This is a genomic window from Cellvibrio japonicus Ueda107, assembly GCF_000019225.1.
Classification (GTDB): Bacteria; Pseudomonadota; Gammaproteobacteria; order Pseudomonadales; family Cellvibrionaceae; genus Cellvibrio; species Cellvibrio japonicus.
Map to the genome: position 1 here is coordinate 3,848,252 of NC_010995.1, position 20,420 is coordinate 3,868,671.

Genomic DNA, 20,420 nt, shown 5'->3' on the forward strand with positions numbered 1-20,420 from the left:
ACTAGCGATACATATTGATGTACTGCACAAAGCGAGGGTACCGGGCGCGATTGGGACTGGCCCCGTGCGGCAATGCCTGGTGCCAGATAATTAAATCACCCGCCCTGGCCGCAATGGGTTTTACCGCCCACTGCGACCAATCCTGGTCTTGCGGATCTGTATCCGGGGGAAGCTGCTCCAGCCAATGGTTGATGTTGTGATGAAATCCGGGCACACAGGAAAACGCCCCCTGGTGCTCGGCCACATCACATAAATAAATCAACGCCTGGGTTGCAAAGGGAATAGGGGATTTGAGCTCAACATCCCAATGCATAGCGGGGCCGGGAAAACGCCAATGATCGGTTTCTGGTGGATTAAACCCCACACGATCGGTACTGATAACCAGGTCATCGCACTGCCACAACTGCTTAAAAATAGCCTGCAACCGCTGGCTACTGCGCGCCGCTTCCAGGGCGGGATGATTGAACAACTGCACCATGACTTTTTTCATGGCCGACGAGGATTTATACCAGCTCGCCGGTTCATCCTCGCGCATCTCCAGAAACGACCAGATGGCCTCGCGCGCCTGTGTGCACTGCGCTTCACTGAGGATACCGGGAACCACAATATAGCCATGGGTTTCCCAATGCTGTAATTGTTCTGCGTTGAGCGGCCCGTCGATGAATCCGGCAGCAGGAGATACCCGAGCCCCCTCAGCCCACTGGCGCAAACGCTGGTTAATAGCCTGCCGGTATTCTGCGCTCGCCACATCGGGATTGATATCCAGCACCCAACGCTCAAACTCTGCCAGGGAGTGACTGGCATACACACGCTCCAGGGTCGGTTCCAATCCCAATGCCAATACATCCATCAACATGCGTTCCAACTGCCACTCTGTTGCTGTATCCAGTCCTTCAGGCAAGGGCTGGCTCCGCTTTTGCGCTTGCGCCTTGTGCCAAAAGCGCGCCAGGTGGAATACACCCAAACCGCCGGGCGCATCGCTGTCGGGCAATGGTTGGTTGCGCAGCGACTCATATCCAAATTGCCAGCGCGGGTCCTCACCCAAAGTATAACGATACTGTAAAAGGGTACCCGGACGCGGCAGTGCATTGCGCTCATACAGGGGCAGATTCAATTGCGACTGGTTTTCCAACAGGACATAGCCGGGATACACCTGGATATAGGTTGTTAACTTTATATCTGTCAGCGTCGACGAGTATTCAGGAACCGGCAAACTACCCTGCAAACACGACAGGTCACCGCGCTGGAGCGCTGTGGCCGTTTGTCGCTCCAGGGTAAACAGTGGCCCCAGGTGCATGGGGTTATCGCCCCCGGACAACCAGAGATCCAACTCTATGCGCTGTGGTAATAACTCACCGTTTTCTGCCAGGAATTGCACCAGATGGCTAAACACGCTGACTTGCGGTTCCTGTATCAATCCTTCGCGCATGGTCTCGGAAATAATCAGGTCATAGGTGCTATCCGCCTGCCACTGGCAAGCATCTGCCTGCACGATGGATGCAACAGCCTTACCTGCATCGAATGCATCCAGCACTTGCTGCAAAGCCTGTAGTGAATCCGCATGGATATCCAGCAGGGTCACACGTAAACGCGAGTGGTCGAAGAAAGGCAGCAGAGGAACCAGCAATAGCCCGAAGGGACCTGTACCTGCATACAAAATGCTGAGTGACTGATCTTCTGGCAAGGCAGCCAATCGCTTGCTGACAGCGGCGTGAACCCCTTGCAGGAATACCCGTGTACGCTCCACATCTTCCGCACACTGGGCGGCCGTTGTCGGTGAGACGGCTTTACCAAAAGCGGTTATGCTCGCATGCTCATCGCGAAACAACTCGGGATGTAAATCAATCGCCGTGATCTGGCACAACGTCGCCACCAGCGTATCGACCAGGGGTTTGGCACGCGCCGCATCGGGGGCATCGAGCAACGCAGCCACCAGGGGAATCAATGTATTAGGCATAAAACAGCATCCTTGAATACAAGAAATTGTTATAGATGGCCTTAAGCCTAATAGAATCCACGAAATAGGCAATTTCACAGTATTTCACTGCAGCCCACCCTTGGCGATGGGACAAAGTACAAGTCCTGACCGGCTCCACCACAGTGAGGCACCCAGCCATGCACAACATTATTTATCGCTTCATCAACATCGGTTGGCCAGCCCTGTTAATGCTGATAACAGCCTGCGCCCCGGACTCCCCGGGTACGGCAACTCACACACAACTTATCCTTACCACCCAGGCCAATGTGCAATTGGGGCCGCGCCCCTTTTATCTGGTCAACGATATGGATGAAAGTCCCCTCAAAAAACAATTACAGGACTGCGCCCAAGGGCCCTTCAAAAAAACCAATTTCTCCATTGGCCATCGCGGCGCACCGCTGCAATTCCCCGAGCACACCCGGGAATCCTACGAAGCAGCCGCCAGCATGGGCGCCGGAATCCTGGAGTGCGATGTCACCTTCACCAAAGATAAACAACTGGTCTGCCGTCACTCGCAATGCGACCTGCATACCACCACCAATATCCTCATCACCCCGCTCGCCAGCCGATGCAGCAAACCCTTCACCCCCTACAATCCAATCACTGGTATCACGGCAAGCGCAACCTGTTGCACCAGCGATATCACCCTCGCCGAATTCAAAACCCTGCAGGGAAAAATGGATGGGTTTAATCCCAAAGCCACTACACCGGCAGAATACCTGCAGGGCACTGCCGACTGGCGCACGAACCTTTACGCCGGCAAAGGCACCTTGATGTCTCATGCCGAGAGTATCGAACTGTTTAAATATCTCGGGGTAAAAATGACCCCCGAATTAAAAACGCCCAGTGTCCCCATGCCATTCCATGGCTATACCCAAGCCATGTACGCGCAACAACTGATCGACGAATATCGCGCAGCAGGTGTGAATGCGAATGAGGTATGGCCGCAATCCTTTGGTATTGGCGATATTCGCTACTGGATCAAACACGAACCGGAATTCGGTAAACAGGCGGTTTATCTCGACGATGCCGGCACACCCATCGAGCTTCCCTCTGCACAAGAACTGCAAGCTTATACCGATCAGGGAATGAATATTGTCGCACCACCAATGTGGGCATTGCTGGCATTGGATAGCAACAACAAGATCGTTCCATCGGAATATGCAAAGAATGCACAAAAAGCCGGCCTAAATATTATCGCCTGGTCATTCGAGCGCTCTGGTCCGCTGAAGCATGGCGGCGGCTGGTATTACCAAACAATAAACCCAGCCATCAAAAAGGATGGGGATATGATCGAGGTACTGCATGTATTGGCGCAGGATGTAGGTGTGCTCAGGATTTTTTCGGATTGGCCTGCGAGCGTCAGTTATTATGCGAATTGCATGGGGTTGGAATAAATAGCCACTAAATACAGTCACTTAATCAATAACACCCGAATCCTGGTACCAGCGAGCCCCATAGTTACCTCTCTTGACTCAAATCAAATAATTCTGTAATTTCAGTAAATACTGAAAATTCAGGAATTTCAAGATGCCGATTACCCTTACCCCCATGATCCAGTCCTGCGTCCTCCATTTCGGTGAAATGGGCAGCCGCTGGGGGATTAACCGCACCGTAGGCCAGATGTATGCCCTGCTGGTGCTGAGCAAAGAGCCGCTCTGTGCCGACGATATTACCGAGGCGCTGGGGATTTCCCGCTCCAATGTCAGCATGGGACTGAAGGAGCTGACGTCCTGGGAACTGGTGAAATTGCAACATCGCCCCGGTGAGCGCAAGGAGTATTACTCAGCGCCGGGCGATGTGTGGGATATCGCCAAGACCCTGATTGAACAGCGTCGCAAGCGCGAGATGGACCCGACCCTGACCGCACTGCGCAATTTACTGATCGAAACTCCCGCCAACCCCGAGGAGGCCTATGCCCAGCAGCGTATGCGCGACATGCATGAGCTGATTGAGATGATCACCCTCTGGACCACCGAGATCCAGCGCATGGACTCCGCCAACCTGAGCAAGCTGCTTAAACTCGGCAACAGCCTGGGCAAGGTATTGGATTTTAAAGACCGATTGCTCGGCACCGGCAAAAGGAGTCAAGCAAAGAATCCTTGCCCTAATACCCATACAGTGCCAGGTGATGCCCCAAGCGCACACCTGAGCCATGTAAACGTCCCGTGTTGTGAATAGCCGCTCGCGCAGCGGACAGGCCTTGCTTTGCCTGACATTTATCGAGGTGTGCCATGTTAGAAACACTAATGCTCTCCCGCATTCAATTTGCCGCGAATATATCCTTCCATATTTTATTTCCCTCAATCTCCATCGCCCTCTGCTGGTTTCTGTTTTATTTCAAGCTGCGTTACAAGGGCGAAGGCGATGATGTGTGGATGCGCGCTTACCGTTTTTGGGTAAAGGTTTTTGCACTTACCTTTGCACTGGGTGTCGTCAGCGGTATCACCATGAGTTTCCAGTTCGGCACCAACTGGCCGGGCTATATGGAAACCGTGGGCAATATCGCCGGGCCGCTGCTGGGTTACGAAGTGTTGACGGCGTTTTTTCTAGAGGCGACCTTCCTCGGCATTATGCTGTTCGGGATTAATCGCGTCTCCAATCGCATGCACACCCTGTCCACATTCATCGTCGCCTTGGGCACCACCCTGTCGGCCTTCTGGATTATTGCACTGAACAGTTGGATGCAAACACCCACCGGTTTTGAAATGCGCGATGGTGTTGCCCACGCAGTGGATTGGTGGGCAATTATTTTCAATCCCTCCATGCCCTATCGTCTCGCCCATATGCTGGTGGCATCAGGCTTAACCGCTGCATTTTTAATTGCTGGTTTATCGGCCTATCGTCTGCTCAAGGGTGACCACAAACCGGCACCGCGCCTTGCCTTAAAAACTGCAGTGATTGCCGCGGCCATATTAATTCCGCTACAAATTTTATTGGGTGACTTCCACGGCCTCAACTCGCTCAAGTACCAACCCGCCAAGATCGCGGCCGTGGAAGCGGTATGGCACACCGAAAAAGGCGCACCGCTGGTACTCTTCGCCATCCCCGATAAGGAAACCCAAACCAACCGGTTTGCGCTGGAAATTCCCAAACTGGCCAGCCTGATCCTCACCCATGACCCGGACGGAGAAATCAAAGGCATCAGCTCCTTCGATGGCGTACACCCGCCGGTTACCCCTATGTTCTACGGTTTCCGCATTATGGTCGGTGTGGGGGTATTAATGCTGATCGTCGCCTGGTGGGGCGCCTTTACCTACTGGCGCAACCAGGAAATACCGCCGCTATTGTTAAAGATTTATGTGGGCATGACCTTCTCCGGTTGGATTGCCACCCTGGCGGGTTGGTATGTCACGGAAATTGGTCGCCAACCCTGGCTGGTGACCGGCGTATTAGCCACAGCCGATGCGGTTACCCAAACCCCCGCCGCCAATGTCGGTACCTCACTGGCTATTTACCTGACACTCTATGCGGTATTACTGGTTGCCTATATACGCACATTATTTTTGATGGCGAAAAAATCCGTCCTGGTCGATCGCCCGGAAGAAATCCAAACCCTGCAAGACCAATTGCTGGCGCAAAAACCCTAGGAGCACATGATGAATGAATTAACCCAACTCAGCGGCCAGGCATTTTGGTTACCGGTTATTTTTATTGGCTTGATGGGACTCGCCTTTTTTATCTACGCAATCCTCGACGGCTACGACCTGGGCGTCGGCATCCTCTTACCCAAGGACTCCGAACAGCAGCGCGACACCATGATCGCCAGTATCGGCCCCTTCTGGGATGCCAATGAAACCTGGCTGGTACTGGGCATCGGTATCCTGCTGATCGCGTTCCCCACGGCGCACAGCATGATTTTATTTCACCTGTATCTACCGGTGACGGTCATGCTCGCCGGATTAATCTTGCGCGGTGTCGCCTTTGACTTCCGCGCAAAGGCACCCGCCGATCACAAAGATTTATGGGACAAGGTCTTTAAAACCGGTTCGCTGCTGGCCAGCCTGGCTCAAGGCTATATGCTCGGCATGTACATCATGGGTTTTGAACAAAGCATTGCCGCCGCCCTGTTCGCCACCCTCAGCGCTATTTGTGTAACAGCTGGCTACAGTTTTATCGGCGCGGCCTGGCTGGTGATGAAAACCGAAGGCGAACTGCAAGTACGCGCTGCACGCCTGACCCGCAAATGTGCCTGGTTGATGGGGTTGGGATTGATCACCGTATCCATCGTCAACCCGTTGGTCAGTGATACCATTTTTCAAAAATGGTTTGGCAACCCACTGATGATCCTGCTGATGGTGATCCCGATTTTTTGCTTCGTCTTGCTGTTTATTGTCGATACCTACCTGCGCCGTTTTCCCTACCGCAATGACCTTGGCTGCTGGATTCCCTTTGCCTCGGCCATCATGATTTTCCTGTTGAGTTTTATCGGCCTGGCCTACAGCTTCTTCCCCGACGTTGTGCCGGGAAAACTCAATATCTGGCAGGCCTCCAGCGCACCGGAATCGCTGATGTTTATCCTCTATGGAGCCATCATCGTCTTACCGACCATTATTTTCTATACGCTTTTTTCGTACCGGGTATTTTGGGGTAAGGCGACACAGTTGAAATACCATTAAAGGTGAAGGTGGGGTTAGTGATCCCCTGGCGAGTGCTTTACACAGTGCTACCGCTGGCGACACTCTGCGGGTTCAGCTTGTGATCCGGTATTGTCCGGTTAAGCATTTGCCAAATACTTAACCCATAAACCAAGACCACAGAGAAACTGACGGCAGTTAAGCGACTATCAGGAAACAACAGCCATACGGACAACACCAATACTGTGCGTAATAACGCATGTATAAGGCCCAGTGGATGCTGGATAATCCACGAATAGACAATCCAATGAAGTCCCAAACCAATACCCAGGCTGAGTGATAAAAACTCTGGGGCGTATAAAAATAGAGGGATATGAAGCGCCCATAGCAGGTTTACCATGAGTACAGAAAGCCCCATCAGCTTCGCCAAGGGATTCTTTGAGGAAAATACCTCTTCCCTGGTAATTTTTGATACCAGCAGGGCTATGGGGAAAATAGTGCCAGAACCAAACAGTAAAGCTAACAGGCCTATATTGTCTTGAGCCTGTGTTGATATAACGGCGATAACGAGCCAATAAAAAGCACCTGCAATAGGCATTGATAGAGAACGTTTTGCAGAGCGCTCAAAGTCATTTCTACATTCTTCCAGTGTCACTTAAGCTCCTTAAATGTGTTTTCAATTTAACGGCGAGCCAAACTGCCCTCGGTCCTGAAGTAGGCCAACTGGCAGGTAGGCTATGCCCGGCATCAATGCCATATCCACAGGGCGGTAAGGCACAACACTTTTCATTTCTTGCCAACTTCATTTTTTGTCAACAAAGAGTTGTACGATTGCCTTTGCTTCCTACAACCGATTCCCACAAGCATTCATGTGAGAATCATAACGTTGAACGCAAGACAGAAGCCGCGAAGTGGTTGTCATCCCGCATACGAACCTAGCGCACTTGTTAGTTTTTTGGAATAGCAATAAGTAAACTACTTATGCTTATTAACACCCCCAAAACACCAATTAAAAAACCCCAAAAAGCTAGCCGCTTCTGTTTGGTAATTTCAGTTTTATTAGTTGAATATAAATCAGTTAAAGAACTCGCCAGCTGTGTTATGGACTTTTCATGATCAAGATTTTCCTCTTTCAAAGAATTGAGCTGGATACTTATGTTTTCTGGCAACTCTGAAAATGGCTCTCTTTCTTCATGTTTTCTTATTAGCTCTCTAATTTCACTAATTTTTTCTTTAAGTTGTTCATCCTCAGAGGCTATAGCCTCTGAAAGCATAATCCGTAAGCTGAAAAGCACGGATTGTCTATTTTGAGACCACCTTTCATACAGGTGGGGCATATCAGCAGCAGTCAGTGTTCCATTCACTATGCCCTTCTTAACTTGCTCCCTAAAACGTTTTCGCCAATTAGTTTCTGCCGAGTCTTTTAATATGAAAGCAATTCCAATGACTGTTCCAATAAGCCCCCCCAAAAGGACACTAGTGTTACCTGTAAGTATGGATGCCAACATGTCTAACATTATTTGTTGATCTCTCAGAAAAATAACATTGATATTAGATAGAAAACCTCCACCCAGTCCCCGGAGTTTTTCCGTTTAAGTTTTTGATAAATCCTTGCATCACATTCTAAAATTACCCACCATTACAGTCCTGTAGCAACAATCGCTTGTTATGCGATGTGGTGAAAGGCGACTCGCGTTATTTCACCCTTGCTATCACCTGAATCCGCACTGTACGCGTTGCCAAATGGACTTCGCGCAGGAAGTATCCCAGGCCGACAATTAATGTGAGGGTTGATGTTGTGAATAATACGCTGATGACCCATTTGAATTCCACTTGCAGCAATACCTGCAAAAAAATTACGGCGACAACCATACATACCAGGAGCGCGGAACAGGTGCAGGCGGTGATGGCAGAACTGGCGTAGTGGCGGCGGCGTTCGAGGCGGTTGAGTTCTTTATGGAGTGTATCCGGATTTTCCAAATGCTGGGGCAGTACCTGCTCGGTCAGGCTACGGCCACGATCGATAATGCGCGCAAGGCGCCCGGCCATGACATTCAGCAATCCGGCGATGCCTGTTAATAGAAATACCGGTGCCAGCGCCAGTTGGATGGCGTGGGCGACATCGCCGAAACTCATAATAACGTCAGGAGTAGAACTCATTTTTATATCAAATGCTCAAATTCGGTTAATTTTTGTGAAACGTTGTAATGCCATCGATAGAAAGGGAATTAAAGTATTCACTGGCAGAATACTTGGGATTCATTTCGATCTGTCCATTTAGCCTGAAACGACACATGGTTTGGCATTGCCAATTCAATCAGCAGGTTGCGCAATGCCGATGGATGGAGAACGCACGCATCGTAAATTGGGTCGATATTGACGTATTTACCAGCATAGCCATATTAGAAATATTCGCAACAAATGCAATAACCGCTCCCCCAAGGAATTAGCCAGGACCATTTACAGGACCATACACCGCATTAGCCTGGCCCTGGGTTCACGCCGGCACCCTTTTAATGAATCCCGACGAAATTGTGAGTGAACAAGGCGGTATAGTGCTGGTGGTGAGGGAAAGGCCGGTGCAGTTTATCCAGGCGGGGACTCAGGCAACGTCCTGAGCTCCCGGCAATCCCAGCCAGGTGCGCACCGCTGCAATTCGTCGCAACACCAAAAACTCCAGCAGCAATAACACGAGCAGGGAAATGCCCATCAACGGCAACAGCACTGCCAGCACTAGGGTGATACCAACAATCACTGTGCCGGTTTTGGCGGGCCGTGCCGGCGGTGCCCCCAGGACAGCATCGGGTTTGCGCTTGCGCCAGAGGATAAAACCGCTGACGCTGATCAGTACCAGGCCGGCGCAGGTGAATACACCGAGCAGCACATTAAACCAGCCAAATAAATAGCCTTCGTGGGCGGCAATCCCGATACCGATGGCGCGGTCGAGTAATGTTTTATCAGCAAATCCACTGTGCTTTTCAATGCTGCCATCGCGCTGGATCCATACATCGGCGCGCCGTGGACGGTTCTGGCTTTGCGATGAGGCTTTCCAGGTCTGGTGGTGCGCATTGGCCACGCTGAGCTCAACCGGCGGCGCCAATTGCAATGCCTGCGCCCTTGCCAGGATGGCGGGGGTTAAATCAAACACATCGCTCGCCTGCGCGCGCCAATGCTGGTGCTCCTGTTGGCGGTTTTGGGTCCAATCCTGTTGCACCGGGTTTAACTCGAAGGCGCGCAGCTCTTTTAACGCACTGCCCCAGACCAGCGCCCAGGGCAAGCCGGTCACCAATAAAAATAGCGCGAGCGCAGCAATCCAGACTCCGGTGACCGCGTGCAGGTCGCGCCAGAAAACACGGCTGCCCTGGCGCCAGCGCGGATAAATGACACCGGCGAATCCGGCACTATTGCGCGGCCACCATAAGTACAAACCGGTCACGATCAGCACAATCGCCCAGCAGGCCGCCAACTCCACCAGGATAGAGCCCGTATTGCCGAGCAATAATTCACCGTGGATGGTTTTGACAATATTCATCAATTGATCACTGCTGGCCTGCTTGCCCAATACCTCGCCGGTATAAGGATTCACAAACACCTGCCAGGCCTGGTCGGCGTGCACATTGACCAGCACCGCTTCATCCGCCGTTTGCGGCAAGCGATAGCTGAGCAGCTTTCCGTTCGGTACCGCCGCCAATGCTGCGGCAATCTGCTGGTTGGGCAACAGCGCCTCCCGGGTCGCGGACAAACCATGGTATTGCGCTTCCTGCCATGACTCGTAATAGGGTTTGAATAAATAAATCGCACCGGTAATGGCCAGCAGGATTACGAACGGGATACAAAAAATACCGGCGTAAAAATGCCAGCGCCAAATAGTCCGGTAGAGCGCTCTGGCAGACGCGGCCTGATGAGGAGTGACGGTTGTATGCATGACAAAACCCGGTTGCGTTTTTTGTAATCGTAAAATAACAAACGCCCGGTAACTCCGGGCGTCATCTGTTTAGGCTGTGCTACAAGCTGTAGGAAAGGCTCATGTAAAGCGTCCGCCCCGGCCAGGGATGGGCCACAAAGCTGCGCTGGTTGGTGAGGTTATCGACCCCCAGGCCACATTTCAGTTGGTCGCTCACCGCGTAGGTGGTTTTGGCACCCACGCGGGTATAGCCATCCTGCGCGCCCATGACCTGCTCGGCAATGTCATCGTTTTGCAAACGTCCGAAACTTTTATCGGCGTATTGCACATTGGCACTGACATCCCAGCGATCGCTGGCGTGGTAGGTCAGCAACAGGTTACTGCGCCAGCGCGGCATGCGTGGATAGTCGTTACCTTCAATCGAGTTATCCGGATTAACCCCTTCTGCGCTGCTGTTATCCTCAATAATCGATTTGGTGTAAGTCAGGTTAAAACGCATATCCAACTCCGGCACCAGCAAACCGTAATAGTTGAGGATCAACTCCACACCGTCGGTTTGCACTTCATCCACTGCCGAGAAACTCGTGATAGAAGCCCCGCCGGGCAATATGTTGGATTGGGATTCAATCGCGTCCTGAATGGTTTCACTAAACAGGTTGATACGCGCATAACCGCTGTCAAATTGTTTTTCCAACAGCAAGTTGTGATGCAAACCGTTTTCCGGCTTCAGGTCCGGGCGCGCTACGGTAGTGGACGCATAGGATTGGCTCTGCGAAAACAATTCTTCCACAATCGGGAAGCGATAGGCGCGCGCCAGTGAGTAGCGCACCAGCCATTCATCGGCAGGGGCATAACCCAGGGAGAACTTGGGCGAGAATTGGTTGCGCTGGTTGTCGTCCACCGCGATCAGTACGGTAGGGGCCGCGCTGCGGGTAAAGTAACCGTGTTTACTTTCCCACTCCTCATAACGGCCGCCCAGGGCCAAATCCCAGTGCGCATTAATATCCCAGTTCAGTTGCACAAAGGCGGCGTTAATAGCCGTTTCACCACCGCTGCGGCTGGTGTAGCCGGCATTATCCCCCTGGGCCCAGTCGCTGGAATTGTATTGGTCGAGATTCAGTTCATAGGTTTCGCGGCGCGCGCCGGTAATCCACTCCATGCCCTCCAGGCCCATGTCCTCCAACACCAGTTTGATGTCAAAGGTTTGCCAGCCGGTATGGTCATAATCCGTGGTTTGACCGGAGCCGTTGAACAGCGGATCTTGCAGGCTGCGGCTGGAGGTGCGGGTATTGTCTTTCAGGATACGAAAATCGCTGATAGTGGTTTCCATACGCACCTGATCGGTCAACTGGCCTTTAAGGCGTAAACCGGTTGACAGGCTTTTGCGCTCCAGGTCACTCGCGCCCAGGCGGTTGGCGGGAATCGTCAGCCAGAGCCCATCCTGCTCCAAATTGCCGGACCACACTGTCTGGCCCGCTTCATCACGCACATAACTGTTGGGCGAATCGCGCAGCGTGGTGCGATCTTCATAGGCCAGGTTTAACAGGGTCGACCAATTGCCAAAATCGTAACCCAGTTTGATTTTGACATTATCCGTCACCGCCTGCTCGACACCGGTATCACCAAAGTAGTAAGCGTCTTTAGCGTAGACATCCTGGTTTTTCATAAAACCGGTAACCGGGATGGCATTGGCAAACTGTGCTTGTACCTCGGGCAAACTGTGGTTTTTATCTTGATCGAAATAAAAAGTTTGCGGCTGGCTATCGTTTTCCAAACGGTTATAGGACAGATAAAGGCTCAGGTCGCCCAGCTTGTCGCCGTAGGAAATAAAGGTTTTGTAGCCGTTCAGGCGATCGCTAAAACCATAGGCGGAAAAATCCTGGGAGAAATAATCCAGGTCGATATGCACTTCGCGTTTTTGCGGGATCGCGGTTTCAATCAGCACCACACCGCCCATGGCATTGCCGCTGTACTCCGCCGAGAAAGGGCCATAGAGAATTTCCACCTGGGCGATTTCGCTGGCGCTGACCAGGGTCCAGCGCGGGGCGCCGCTCCAGCGCGATTGCAGTAAATAATGCAGGGGCACACCATCGGCAAACACCATGGAGCGCGAGGTGGCGAACATGTTGGAGCCGCGCATACCCAGGGTGCCGTTGGAGTCGCCGATATAGCGCTTGCGGATAACCAGGCTGGGCTCGTATTTGACCAGGTCTTCGGTGGTGGTCGCATTAATCGCCACCATGTCTTCCTGGGTGAGCAAGCTGGTCGGGTTGGTGTAGCCGGCGCTGGCGCTGTCTTTCGCCGCCCCCCACACCATCACCTCTTCAATATCGCTTGCCTTGCCCCGCTTTTTGGCAATCACCTGTTCGTGCGCCTGGCTATAACAGGCCACAAACCCGGTGAGTACCCATAGCCACCGGTTTACTCTCACGCGCGCCACCCCATCGGTATATAGATATTTTTAAGCGCCAAACTTTAGGGATTTTGCGCCGGGGCGAACAGTGACAAATTGTCGCAGGGGCGACGATTAGCGGGCGGGCCAATACCCGGACAAACGAACCGCGCACCAATACACCAGTAGCGCCAGGAGTATGGCGGGCAGCCCGAAAAACAAATCGACACTGACACCGGCCAGGTGCAGTGCCAGAACCGCGCCACAGCCAGTCAGCATCATCAGTACAGCCTGCCAACCGCGCGGCCGGGAGCCAAGCAGCAGCACCAGGATCAGGGGCACAAAACAGGCGGCGAGCATCGCCCAGGACAACACCACCAGGGCAAAGACCGACTGCCGATTGAAGAGCGCCCAGGCCAGGGCGGCAAGGGTTGCCAGCAGGGTCGCCACCTTCATGCCGTAAGCGCGGCCAAATAATCGCGGCAACAAATCCTGGGACAGGAAAGCCGAGCAGCTCAGCAACAGGGAATCCGCCGTGGAAATGGTGGCAGCAAAAATACCGGCCAACACCAACCCCACCATCAGTGGTGGCAATAATTCCACCGCCATACTGGGCAGGGCCAGCTCCGCATCAAAATGCTGTGCATCCGTTAAATAGATGCGCGACAACATGCCCACACCGGTCGCCATCACATAAAAAACAATAAACCACAGGTAATACCAGAGCCGTGCCCGCACAAAACCTTCCGCCGAGCTGAGCGCCATAAAGCGCACCATAATGTGCGGCTGGGCAATCACCGCAAAACCGGCCACCAGCCAGCCGATAAAAAACACCATCACTCCCGCTGCACCGGGCAACACCACGGCAGCGGCCTCCAGGGAGAGAAAGCCATCAATCGCCGACATGGCCTGGTAAACCGGTTCAACGCCGCCCAGGGCATTAAAGGCCGATACCAGCATAATGCCCATGGCCAACATCATGACCAATGACTGCGCCGCATCGGTCCAGATAGAGGCGCGAATACCGCCGGCCATGCAATACAGCATCACCAGCAATGCCCCCAGGCTGGCGCTCAGCCAGGTAGGCCAATCGAGCAATACTTGCAGGGCTTTGCTGCTGGCGACCAGTTGCGCCCCGGCATAGGCCAGCAAAAACACCAGCACAATCGCGGCCGCCAACGGGCGAAACCAGGATTGCCGCAACCCGCCCCAGGCACCCAGGGTAGCGATGTAGCTGGACTCGCCCTGCTCCACCGATACCGCGCGCAGTTTTTTGTGCACCCAGAGCGAGGCCAGCAAATCGCCCAGAATCCACCCCACCATTAACACGCTGGCCGACAGCCCTACCGCATAGGTGTAACCAATCACACCAATAAACATGTAACCGCTGTTGTTGGTGGTAACAGCGGACAAGCCGGCCAGCCAGGGCGACACGCTGTGGCTGGCCAGGTAGTAATCCTGCTGGGTATTTTTGCGCACACGCGCAGACGATAGGCCGATGACTAAAAAAAACATCAGGCAAATAAAAAAACTGATAGCCATGTATGCATCCTTTGGGGTCGTTATTCTTGGGTTTGATCCGCGATGCGCGTGCGAGCTTCCACTAAGAGCTGTTCAAACGCCGGCAAATGGTGCAGGGGTTTAAGGGCGGGGTCCCGGGCAAAATCATCCAGGCGCGCGTCGCCGTTAATCAGCGCCTTGGTGAGGAACACCATGGCTTCGTCATAATGGGACAGGGTGGTATGGGCACAGGCCAATTGGTAAAACGCGTGGTGGTGTAACTCACGCTTTTATCCACCGCATCAATCTGGCGGTCGGTGATTTGCTGGATAAACTCCATGTGCTGTGCCGCCATGTCATGTGATGGCTTCCGCTTCCAGCTCATAGGCACCCTCGGCATTGTGCACCTCCTTGCCGTGCAAGGGTGGATTGAATACACAAGCCATTTCCATTTCCTCAAACGCACGCAAAATGTGTTTATCGTGCTGGTCGAGAATATAAATCGTCCCTGCGGCGATAGGATGGGTTTGGCCAGTGGCCAGATCCACAATTTCACCGCGACCACTGATGCAATACACCGACTCGATATGGTTCTGGTAATGCATGGGTAACTCAGCGCCTTTAAAAATACGGGTAATGTGAAACGAAAATCCCGCGCCATCCTGCTTCAGCAACAGGCGACTGCTTTCCCAGCCCGGCGCTGAAACACAGCGCCCCTGTGCCTGGGCATCTGACAATTTTCTAACAATCATAGTGAACTCCCGACGCTGTTAAGCCGTTTTAAGGGCCATAAATTTTTGCTCAACCACAGCGGCAAAACTCTGCTCAAGGATATCCAGGCCTTTGCACAAATCTTCTTCGCTAATCGTGAGCGGACAGAAACACTTAACCACTTGCCCCTGGTTGCCGGAGGTTTCCACCACCAACCCGCGCGCAAACGCCTGGCGGCAAATCGCATCGGCAATATCGCCATTAATACACTCAATACCCTGCATAAGGCCGCGCCCTTTCACACGCAGCGCAGGCGGGTTATAAGCCTCCACAATGGTTTTAAACCGCTGGCTCACCAGCACCGCCTTTTGTGCAACCTCACGCGCAAAATGATCGCCGGACCAGTAGTACTCCAAGGCCGCAGTAGCGGTGACGAACGCATGGTTATTGCCGCGAAAAGTACCGTTGTGCTCACCGGGCAACCATTGATCAAGGACAGGATTTAACAGGACAATCGAAAAAGGCAGGCCGAAACCGCTGAGGGATTTGGAGAGGGTAATAATATCGGGAACGATACCGCTCGATTCAAAACTGAAGAAGCTGCCTGTTCGCCCACAACCGGCCTGGATATCATCCACGATCAATAACATATCGTGCTTGCGACACAACTTTTGCAAGCCTTGCAACCAGCTATCGGCCGCCACATTCAAGCCGCCCTCACCCTGCACCACTTCGACAATCACCGCCGCCGGGATATCAACACCGCTGGAAGGGTCGCTCAACAATTTATCCATCATTTTGAGCGTATCGGCATCGCGGCCGTGATAACCGCAAAAGGGCATGCGCTCTACATTATGCAGGTCTACCCCCGCACCGCCGCGATGACGCTGGTTACCGGTTGCCGCAACAGCCCCCAGGGTCACACCGTGAAAGCCATTGGTAAACGCAATAATATTGCTGCGCCCTTTTACTTTGCGCGCAAGCTTTAACGCCGCCTCCACCGCATTGGCGCCGGTAGGGCCGGTAAATTGCACGCGATAATCCAGCGCGCGCGGCGTTAATATCAATTCCTGCAGGCGTTGCAGGAAGTTAGCCTTGGCCCGGGTATGCATATCCAAACCATGGGCAATACCATCCTGTTCGATGTAATCCACCAGGGCCTTTTTTAACAGGGGATTGTTGTGGCCATAATTGAGCGAGCCGGCGCCGGCGAGAAAATCGAGATAGCCATTGCCGGCCTCATCGTAAAGGTAGCTGCCTTTGGCGCGATGAAAAACCACGGGAAATGAACGTGAATAGGAACGGACTTCGGACTCCATCTGCTGAAAAATATCCATCATTGTTTGCTCCTCTTGTGGGTCAAAACGGCGGTTAAAAACCGAAACATGCCTTGTGAAGAAAAAAGTATTCCCATCGCTGCATACCGACGTTATCGGGCAAGGCGGTGACAGATCCAGCGACAGGAAAAATTAATCAAGCCAATACTGGCTAGCGGGGCTGCGCAACCCGGCACGCAGGTTTTCCAGGTGATAGCTCATCGGCTTGTTGTCATTGGGGTGATTGGGCAAGGGCGCAATACGCAACAGGTACTCATCCTCATGCTGGCCCGCGAAATGTTTATCGCGCTGGAACAACAGGGTCTTAACCGGCAGGGCATTACAGGATTTGGCAAAGCTTTCAAACAGGGCCCAGGATGCCTGGTTATCAGCAGTAATGCTGGTCGCCAGGCGCAGGGTTTTCTCGCAGGAGGGCTGGCCTACCAACCAATGCAGCATGCGCTTGCCAACACCGATACCCCGCGCAGATTGGGCCACCACCACCTGCCATACAAACAAGGTATCCGGTTCATTGGGTGGAATATAGGCCGAAATAAAACCCACCAGTTCACCATCCAGCTCGGCAGCAACCGAAGTATCGGCAAAATGCATGCATTGCAGCAGGTTGCAATACACCGAGTTGCGATCCAGGGGGGGACTGGCCGCAACCAGGCGGTTAAGGGCATAACCATCCGTTACCTGGGGGCTGCGCAGGTATAACTTGTCGGTGAAAAGATCGTTTCTGGTGTTCATAAAACCTCCATAGCGCGTCTTTTACGTTGGTAATAAGCCGACAAACTTATTACAACACTAATAAATTAACGTCATTTTTACAGGCATTGGCGGGAGAAAATTGGCGTAAAAACCTGCAGAAAAGAAACAAAATAAACTTTTGTTATAAAAACGACCACCATAAAAAATACTTTGACATCAAAGTATTTATATAGAATACAAAAATTATCCACAGGGGTCTAGTGAAAATTTAAAGACAAGGGATGACAAGCCCCCGGATAGCAGGCATGCTGCCGCCAATACCCGCCGATTTATCAGCTGCCATGAACCAGATAGACGAAGTCCTCACCGCCCTGCGCCGCGTCATCCGCGCTATAGACCTGCACTCCAAACAATTGGTCAAAACCGCCAGCGTCACCGGCCCCCAATTGCGCCTGCTGCAATTAATCCGCAATCACCAGGGCTCCACCCTGCGCGAACTGGCCGATGCCATGAGCCTCAGCCAGGCCACCGTTACCAGCATCATGGACCGGCTGGAAAGCCGCGGCCTGCTGGTGCGCATCCGCTCAGACCGGGACAAACGCAAAATCCACCCGGAACTCACCGACAGCGGCCGCGCCCTGCTCGCCACCGCCCCCGCTCCGCTACAAGACAACTTCGTGCGCAAATTCGACCAACTGCAACACTGGGAACAACACATGATCATCGCCTCGCTGCAACGCGTCGCCGAAATGATGGACGCCGAAGATATAGACGCTGCGCCTTACCTGGATATTGGGGAACTGGATGGGGGGAATGGGTGAGCCTCGGAGAGCACGCATAAAAAGGGGGGCGATTGGTAGCCCCCCACATCAAGTTTAAAACTGTGAAATTATAATTAATGAAAAATTTTTCTCATAAAAATGAGAAGTTCATTTTCATCTATTTTTCTAGAGTATTGTTTACTTACTCCCGAACCATCCTTAATTGATACAACAACAGTACTAGCACTCTCTAAGAACTTAAATGTTATATCGCCACATATAAGCATCTTATCAGGAGCATATGTGTTGAAATCAACACGCCAATTCAAACGTCCCAATTCATACCAATCGACAAAAAACCTGGCCTGATTAGAATACGGGCTCAATGCTTCCTCCTTTACTATATGTCCCGCATCATAATAAATTAACTTAATACTTTGTATAGGCTTTTTAATAGGAGGTAAAGATACTCTCCCGTCACAACCAGAGATAAAAAACAATAAGATTAGTGTTATTAACCTACTCGCCAAATTGCCCACTTAATACACCATTACTGATATTGTCATATAAATCCATAGAGAAATGTCTGCAACTATTTGTATATGGATGGTAACGAGCTTTATTACCAACAAGAGACGCCATATATTCCTTGATTTTTTTATCCTGCACGGGTGTTGTCTTTAAAACTTTTACAATAGTATTAGCTTTATCATTATCTACATAAACCATACCAACTCCCTTTCCATTTCTTGTTGGCACATCACAATGTAGTGTCAACAAAACCCAACTACTTACACACAGACAATCCCATTACTAACTCCTGTAACAGCTCTTCCTTAGAAGCAACAATACCAATCTCTTTAACTTCATTTAATGCAATATAACGCAATGGGGACTCCGTTCCCAAATCGTAAACTATAAAGTCATCTCCTATAATGAATCGTTCAAGATCCATATTTTTCAAATTCACAAAACTTTTACTTGACTGCACAGTGGCAAAAGTATCAACACCTCCACTTACAAAATGGCGACGAATGTCCTCAACACTTTCTCTTCTATTTGGAGCAAAAGTCCAACCAAATGGAAGGTCATAACATTGATCAGCAATCTTGATGACACCACCATAGTTCCACCTATCCCAGAAATAGTTCGCCCAACCACTGTTAACAACAATAATTACCATTAAACAATAGGCAATAACAACACCAAACATATCCTCACCCCGATACTTAATTCCACAAGGATATCTTCACAATAAAAAAACCCGGAATATATCCCACTGCTGTCCCATAGTTCTACTCATAAGGCGAGCCTCATTTGAGGCTCGCTTTTTTTATGATTCGGCGGGTCCGGTATCAGGATGCTTTTTAGACTCCTACGCTCAAACAAATTTAACTGAATTACCCTCATGATCCGTTGAACTGTCCATCCCGCTTTAGTGCTGTGACGCGAAAATGCCAACAATAGATACGTAATCATGGCAATCCAAATTTGTGTTAACACCGCATTTCTTGAAGTGCCCACAAACGCTTTGATCTTCAGGTTTTGTTTGATCGCTTTGAAGAACAACTCCACCTGCCAGCGATCCTTATAAATCGCTGCAATTGTGGCCGCCGCCAGCTGAAAGTTGTTGGTGAGAAACTCATAGAATTTGCCGGTTGTTGCGTCACGATAGCCAATTCGACGCAACTTCGGTGCGCCGCGTTTGATCGCATGAGCGCTGGATAATTGAATGACCTGATCACTGATAATACCTTTGCTGCTGTCGGCATAGCGACGTTCTTCCACGCGATAGACGGCTTTGGCGCGCAAGCGGGTTACAAAGAAAACTCCTTTATCTGTCAATAACTTAAACCAGCGGTAATCCACGTAGCCTTTATCAAACGCAACGATGCTGCCTTTGGGAAAATCAAATTTTCGTCCCTCAATCATGTCGTTTTCCTGGCCATCACTGAGTGCGACAAACTCCGGCACTTGGGTGCCATGATTCAGGCCAACACTTAATTTTACATTTGCTGTGTCATCTCGATGCGCCGCCCAGGGAAATACCGACAGCGATAAATCAATCGCGCTGGCATCAAGGGAGTACAGCGGATTTTTAAACTGGAATTTGTGTTTGCCCTGCATGGATTTACAGCGGTGAAGCAGACGAGCAAATACGTGTTTGTAGAGTTCGGCGGGCTGTACTTCGTTGATTCGTGCCAACGTTGAACGGGCTATTGGCTTGGCACCGAGATGATAAAGTTTATGCTGCTGTGCTTCGAGATTGGATTGAATATCACGCAAGCTTTGGCGGCCAGAGAGCTGCGACATGGCCATGCCGACAAATTGATCCCAGCGGGTGGCCGAGCGCAATTTTTGGCCGACATGATGCTTTTTAGCTTCCGCTTCAAATTCATGTCTCGATAAAGGTTTGAGTAGTTGATGAAATGCGGTGTTAGAATGTGACAAAGCCTGTTTTCCTTTGTTTTACCAATGTTTGGTCGCACTTACATTGTATCAACTTGGAAAACAGGCTTTTCTTTTATCTACAAACTATGGGACAGCAGTGGAATATATCCGGGCTT

General features: G+C 51.5%; 20 protein-coding genes. 5 read left to right on the forward strand and 15 right to left on the reverse strand.

The window, feature by feature from the left end; translation table 11 throughout:
• Position 1 precedes the first annotated feature (1 nt).
• The gene (locus CJA_RS15530; protein ID WP_012488800.1) at positions 2–1,957 is read right to left on the reverse strand and encodes a phytanoyl-CoA dioxygenase family protein; all 1,956 of its coding nucleotides are present in this window, start codon (positions 1,955–1,957) and stop codon (positions 2–4) included.
• Positions 1,958–2,115: 158 nt separating this feature from the next.
• Between CJA_RS15530 and CJA_RS15535 the strand changes: the two genes are divergently transcribed.
• The 4 genes from CJA_RS15535 (at position 2,116) to CJA_RS15550 (ending at position 6,597) form a co-directional block, all read left to right on the forward strand.
• Complete coding sequence (locus CJA_RS15535) at positions 2,116–3,375, forward strand: glycerophosphodiester phosphodiesterase family protein (protein ID WP_041551629.1); 1,260 nt, start codon at positions 2,116–2,118, stop codon at positions 3,373–3,375.
• A 133-nt stretch (positions 3,376–3,508) separates the two neighbouring features.
• Positions 3,509–4,159 carry a GbsR/MarR family transcriptional regulator gene (locus CJA_RS15540; protein ID WP_012488802.1) on the forward strand — a complete coding sequence of 217 codons (651 nt, stop codon included), beginning with the start codon at positions 3,509–3,511 and terminating at the stop codon, positions 4,157–4,159.
• Positions 4,160–4,212: 53 nt separating this feature from the next.
• The gene (locus CJA_RS15545; RefSeq protein WP_012488803.1) at positions 4,213–5,568 is read left to right on the forward strand and encodes a cytochrome ubiquinol oxidase subunit I; all 1,356 of its coding nucleotides are present in this window, start codon (positions 4,213–4,215) and stop codon (positions 5,566–5,568) included.
• Positions 5,569–5,577: 9 nt separating this feature from the next.
• Positions 5,578–6,597, forward strand: a complete 1,020-nt coding sequence (locus CJA_RS15550) for a cytochrome d ubiquinol oxidase subunit II (RefSeq protein ID WP_012488804.1) — start codon at positions 5,578–5,580, stop codon at positions 6,595–6,597.
• Between the two features lie 37 nt (positions 6,598–6,634).
• Here the strand turns inward: CJA_RS15550 and CJA_RS15555 are convergent, their stop codons facing one another.
• From CJA_RS15555 to ectA, 10 genes are all read right to left on the reverse strand, one after another.
• Complete coding sequence (locus tag CJA_RS15555; protein WP_012488805.1) at positions 6,635–7,210, reverse strand: DUF7010 family protein; 576 nt, start codon at positions 7,208–7,210, stop codon at positions 6,635–6,637.
• 292 nt (positions 7,211–7,502) lie between these two features.
• A complete protein-coding gene (locus CJA_RS15560) occupies positions 7,503–8,072 on the reverse strand; it encodes a hypothetical protein (RefSeq protein ID WP_041551630.1) in 570 nt (189 codons plus the stop codon).
• A gap of 178 nt (positions 8,073–8,250) precedes the next feature.
• The gene (locus CJA_RS15565; RefSeq protein WP_012488806.1) at positions 8,251–8,715 is read right to left on the reverse strand and encodes a DUF2721 domain-containing protein; all 465 of its coding nucleotides are present in this window, start codon (positions 8,713–8,715) and stop codon (positions 8,251–8,253) included.
• A gap of 442 nt (positions 8,716–9,157) precedes the next feature.
• Positions 9,158–10,480 (reverse strand): PepSY-associated TM helix domain-containing protein, encoded by a 1,323-nt coding sequence (locus CJA_RS15570; protein WP_012488809.1) that lies wholly within the window; start codon positions 10,478–10,480, stop codon positions 9,158–9,160.
• A gap of 79 nt (positions 10,481–10,559) precedes the next feature.
• Positions 10,560–12,890, reverse strand: a complete 2,331-nt coding sequence (locus tag CJA_RS15575; RefSeq protein WP_238526779.1) for a TonB-dependent receptor — start codon at positions 12,888–12,890, stop codon at positions 10,560–10,562.
• Positions 12,891–12,986: 96 nt separating this feature from the next.
• Positions 12,987–14,393 carry a sodium/proline symporter gene (locus tag CJA_RS15580; RefSeq protein ID WP_012488811.1) on the reverse strand — a complete coding sequence of 469 codons (1,407 nt, stop codon included), beginning with the start codon at positions 14,391–14,393 and terminating at the stop codon, positions 12,987–12,989.
• A gap of 20 nt (positions 14,394–14,413) precedes the next feature.
• On the reverse strand, positions 14,414–14,608 hold the full coding sequence (locus CJA_RS15585) for a TPR end-of-group domain-containing protein (protein WP_012488812.1): 195 nt from the start codon (positions 14,606–14,608) through the stop codon (positions 14,414–14,416).
• Positions 14,609–14,707: 99 nt separating this feature from the next.
• The gene (locus CJA_RS15590; RefSeq protein ID WP_012488813.1) at positions 14,708–15,103 is read right to left on the reverse strand and encodes an ectoine synthase; all 396 of its coding nucleotides are present in this window, start codon (positions 15,101–15,103) and stop codon (positions 14,708–14,710) included.
• Positions 15,104–15,121: 18 nt separating this feature from the next.
• Complete coding sequence (ectB, locus tag CJA_RS15595; RefSeq protein ID WP_041552549.1) at positions 15,122–16,399, reverse strand: diaminobutyrate--2-oxoglutarate transaminase; 1,278 nt, start codon at positions 16,397–16,399, stop codon at positions 15,122–15,124.
• Between the two features lie 132 nt (positions 16,400–16,531).
• On the reverse strand, positions 16,532–17,131 hold the full coding sequence (gene ectA / locus CJA_RS15600) for a diaminobutyrate acetyltransferase (RefSeq protein ID WP_012488815.1): 600 nt from the start codon (positions 17,129–17,131) through the stop codon (positions 16,532–16,534).
• Positions 17,132–17,433: 302 nt separating this feature from the next.
• Between ectA and CJA_RS15605 the strand changes: the two genes are divergently transcribed.
• Positions 17,434–17,913, forward strand: coding sequence for a MarR family winged helix-turn-helix transcriptional regulator (locus CJA_RS15605; RefSeq protein WP_148209060.1), 480 nt, complete (start codon positions 17,434–17,436; stop codon positions 17,911–17,913).
• 74 nt (positions 17,914–17,987) lie between these two features.
• Here the strand turns inward: CJA_RS15605 and CJA_RS19395 are convergent, their stop codons facing one another.
• From CJA_RS19395 to CJA_RS15625, 4 genes are all read right to left on the reverse strand, one after another.
• A complete protein-coding gene (locus CJA_RS19395; protein WP_148208901.1) occupies positions 17,988–18,239 on the reverse strand; it encodes a hypothetical protein in 252 nt (83 codons plus the stop codon).
• Positions 18,240–18,372: 133 nt separating this feature from the next.
• Positions 18,373–18,633, reverse strand: coding sequence for a hypothetical protein (locus CJA_RS15615; protein ID WP_158304077.1), 261 nt, complete (start codon positions 18,631–18,633; stop codon positions 18,373–18,375).
• 7 nt (positions 18,634–18,640) lie between these two features.
• Positions 18,641–19,066, reverse strand: coding sequence for a hypothetical protein (locus CJA_RS15620; protein WP_012488818.1), 426 nt, complete (start codon positions 19,064–19,066; stop codon positions 18,641–18,643).
• An 86-nt stretch (positions 19,067–19,152) separates the two neighbouring features.
• Positions 19,153–20,304, reverse strand: a complete 1,152-nt coding sequence (locus CJA_RS15625) for an IS4-like element ISCja2 family transposase (protein ID WP_012485938.1) — start codon at positions 20,302–20,304, stop codon at positions 19,153–19,155.
• Positions 20,305–20,420 lie beyond the last annotated feature (116 nt).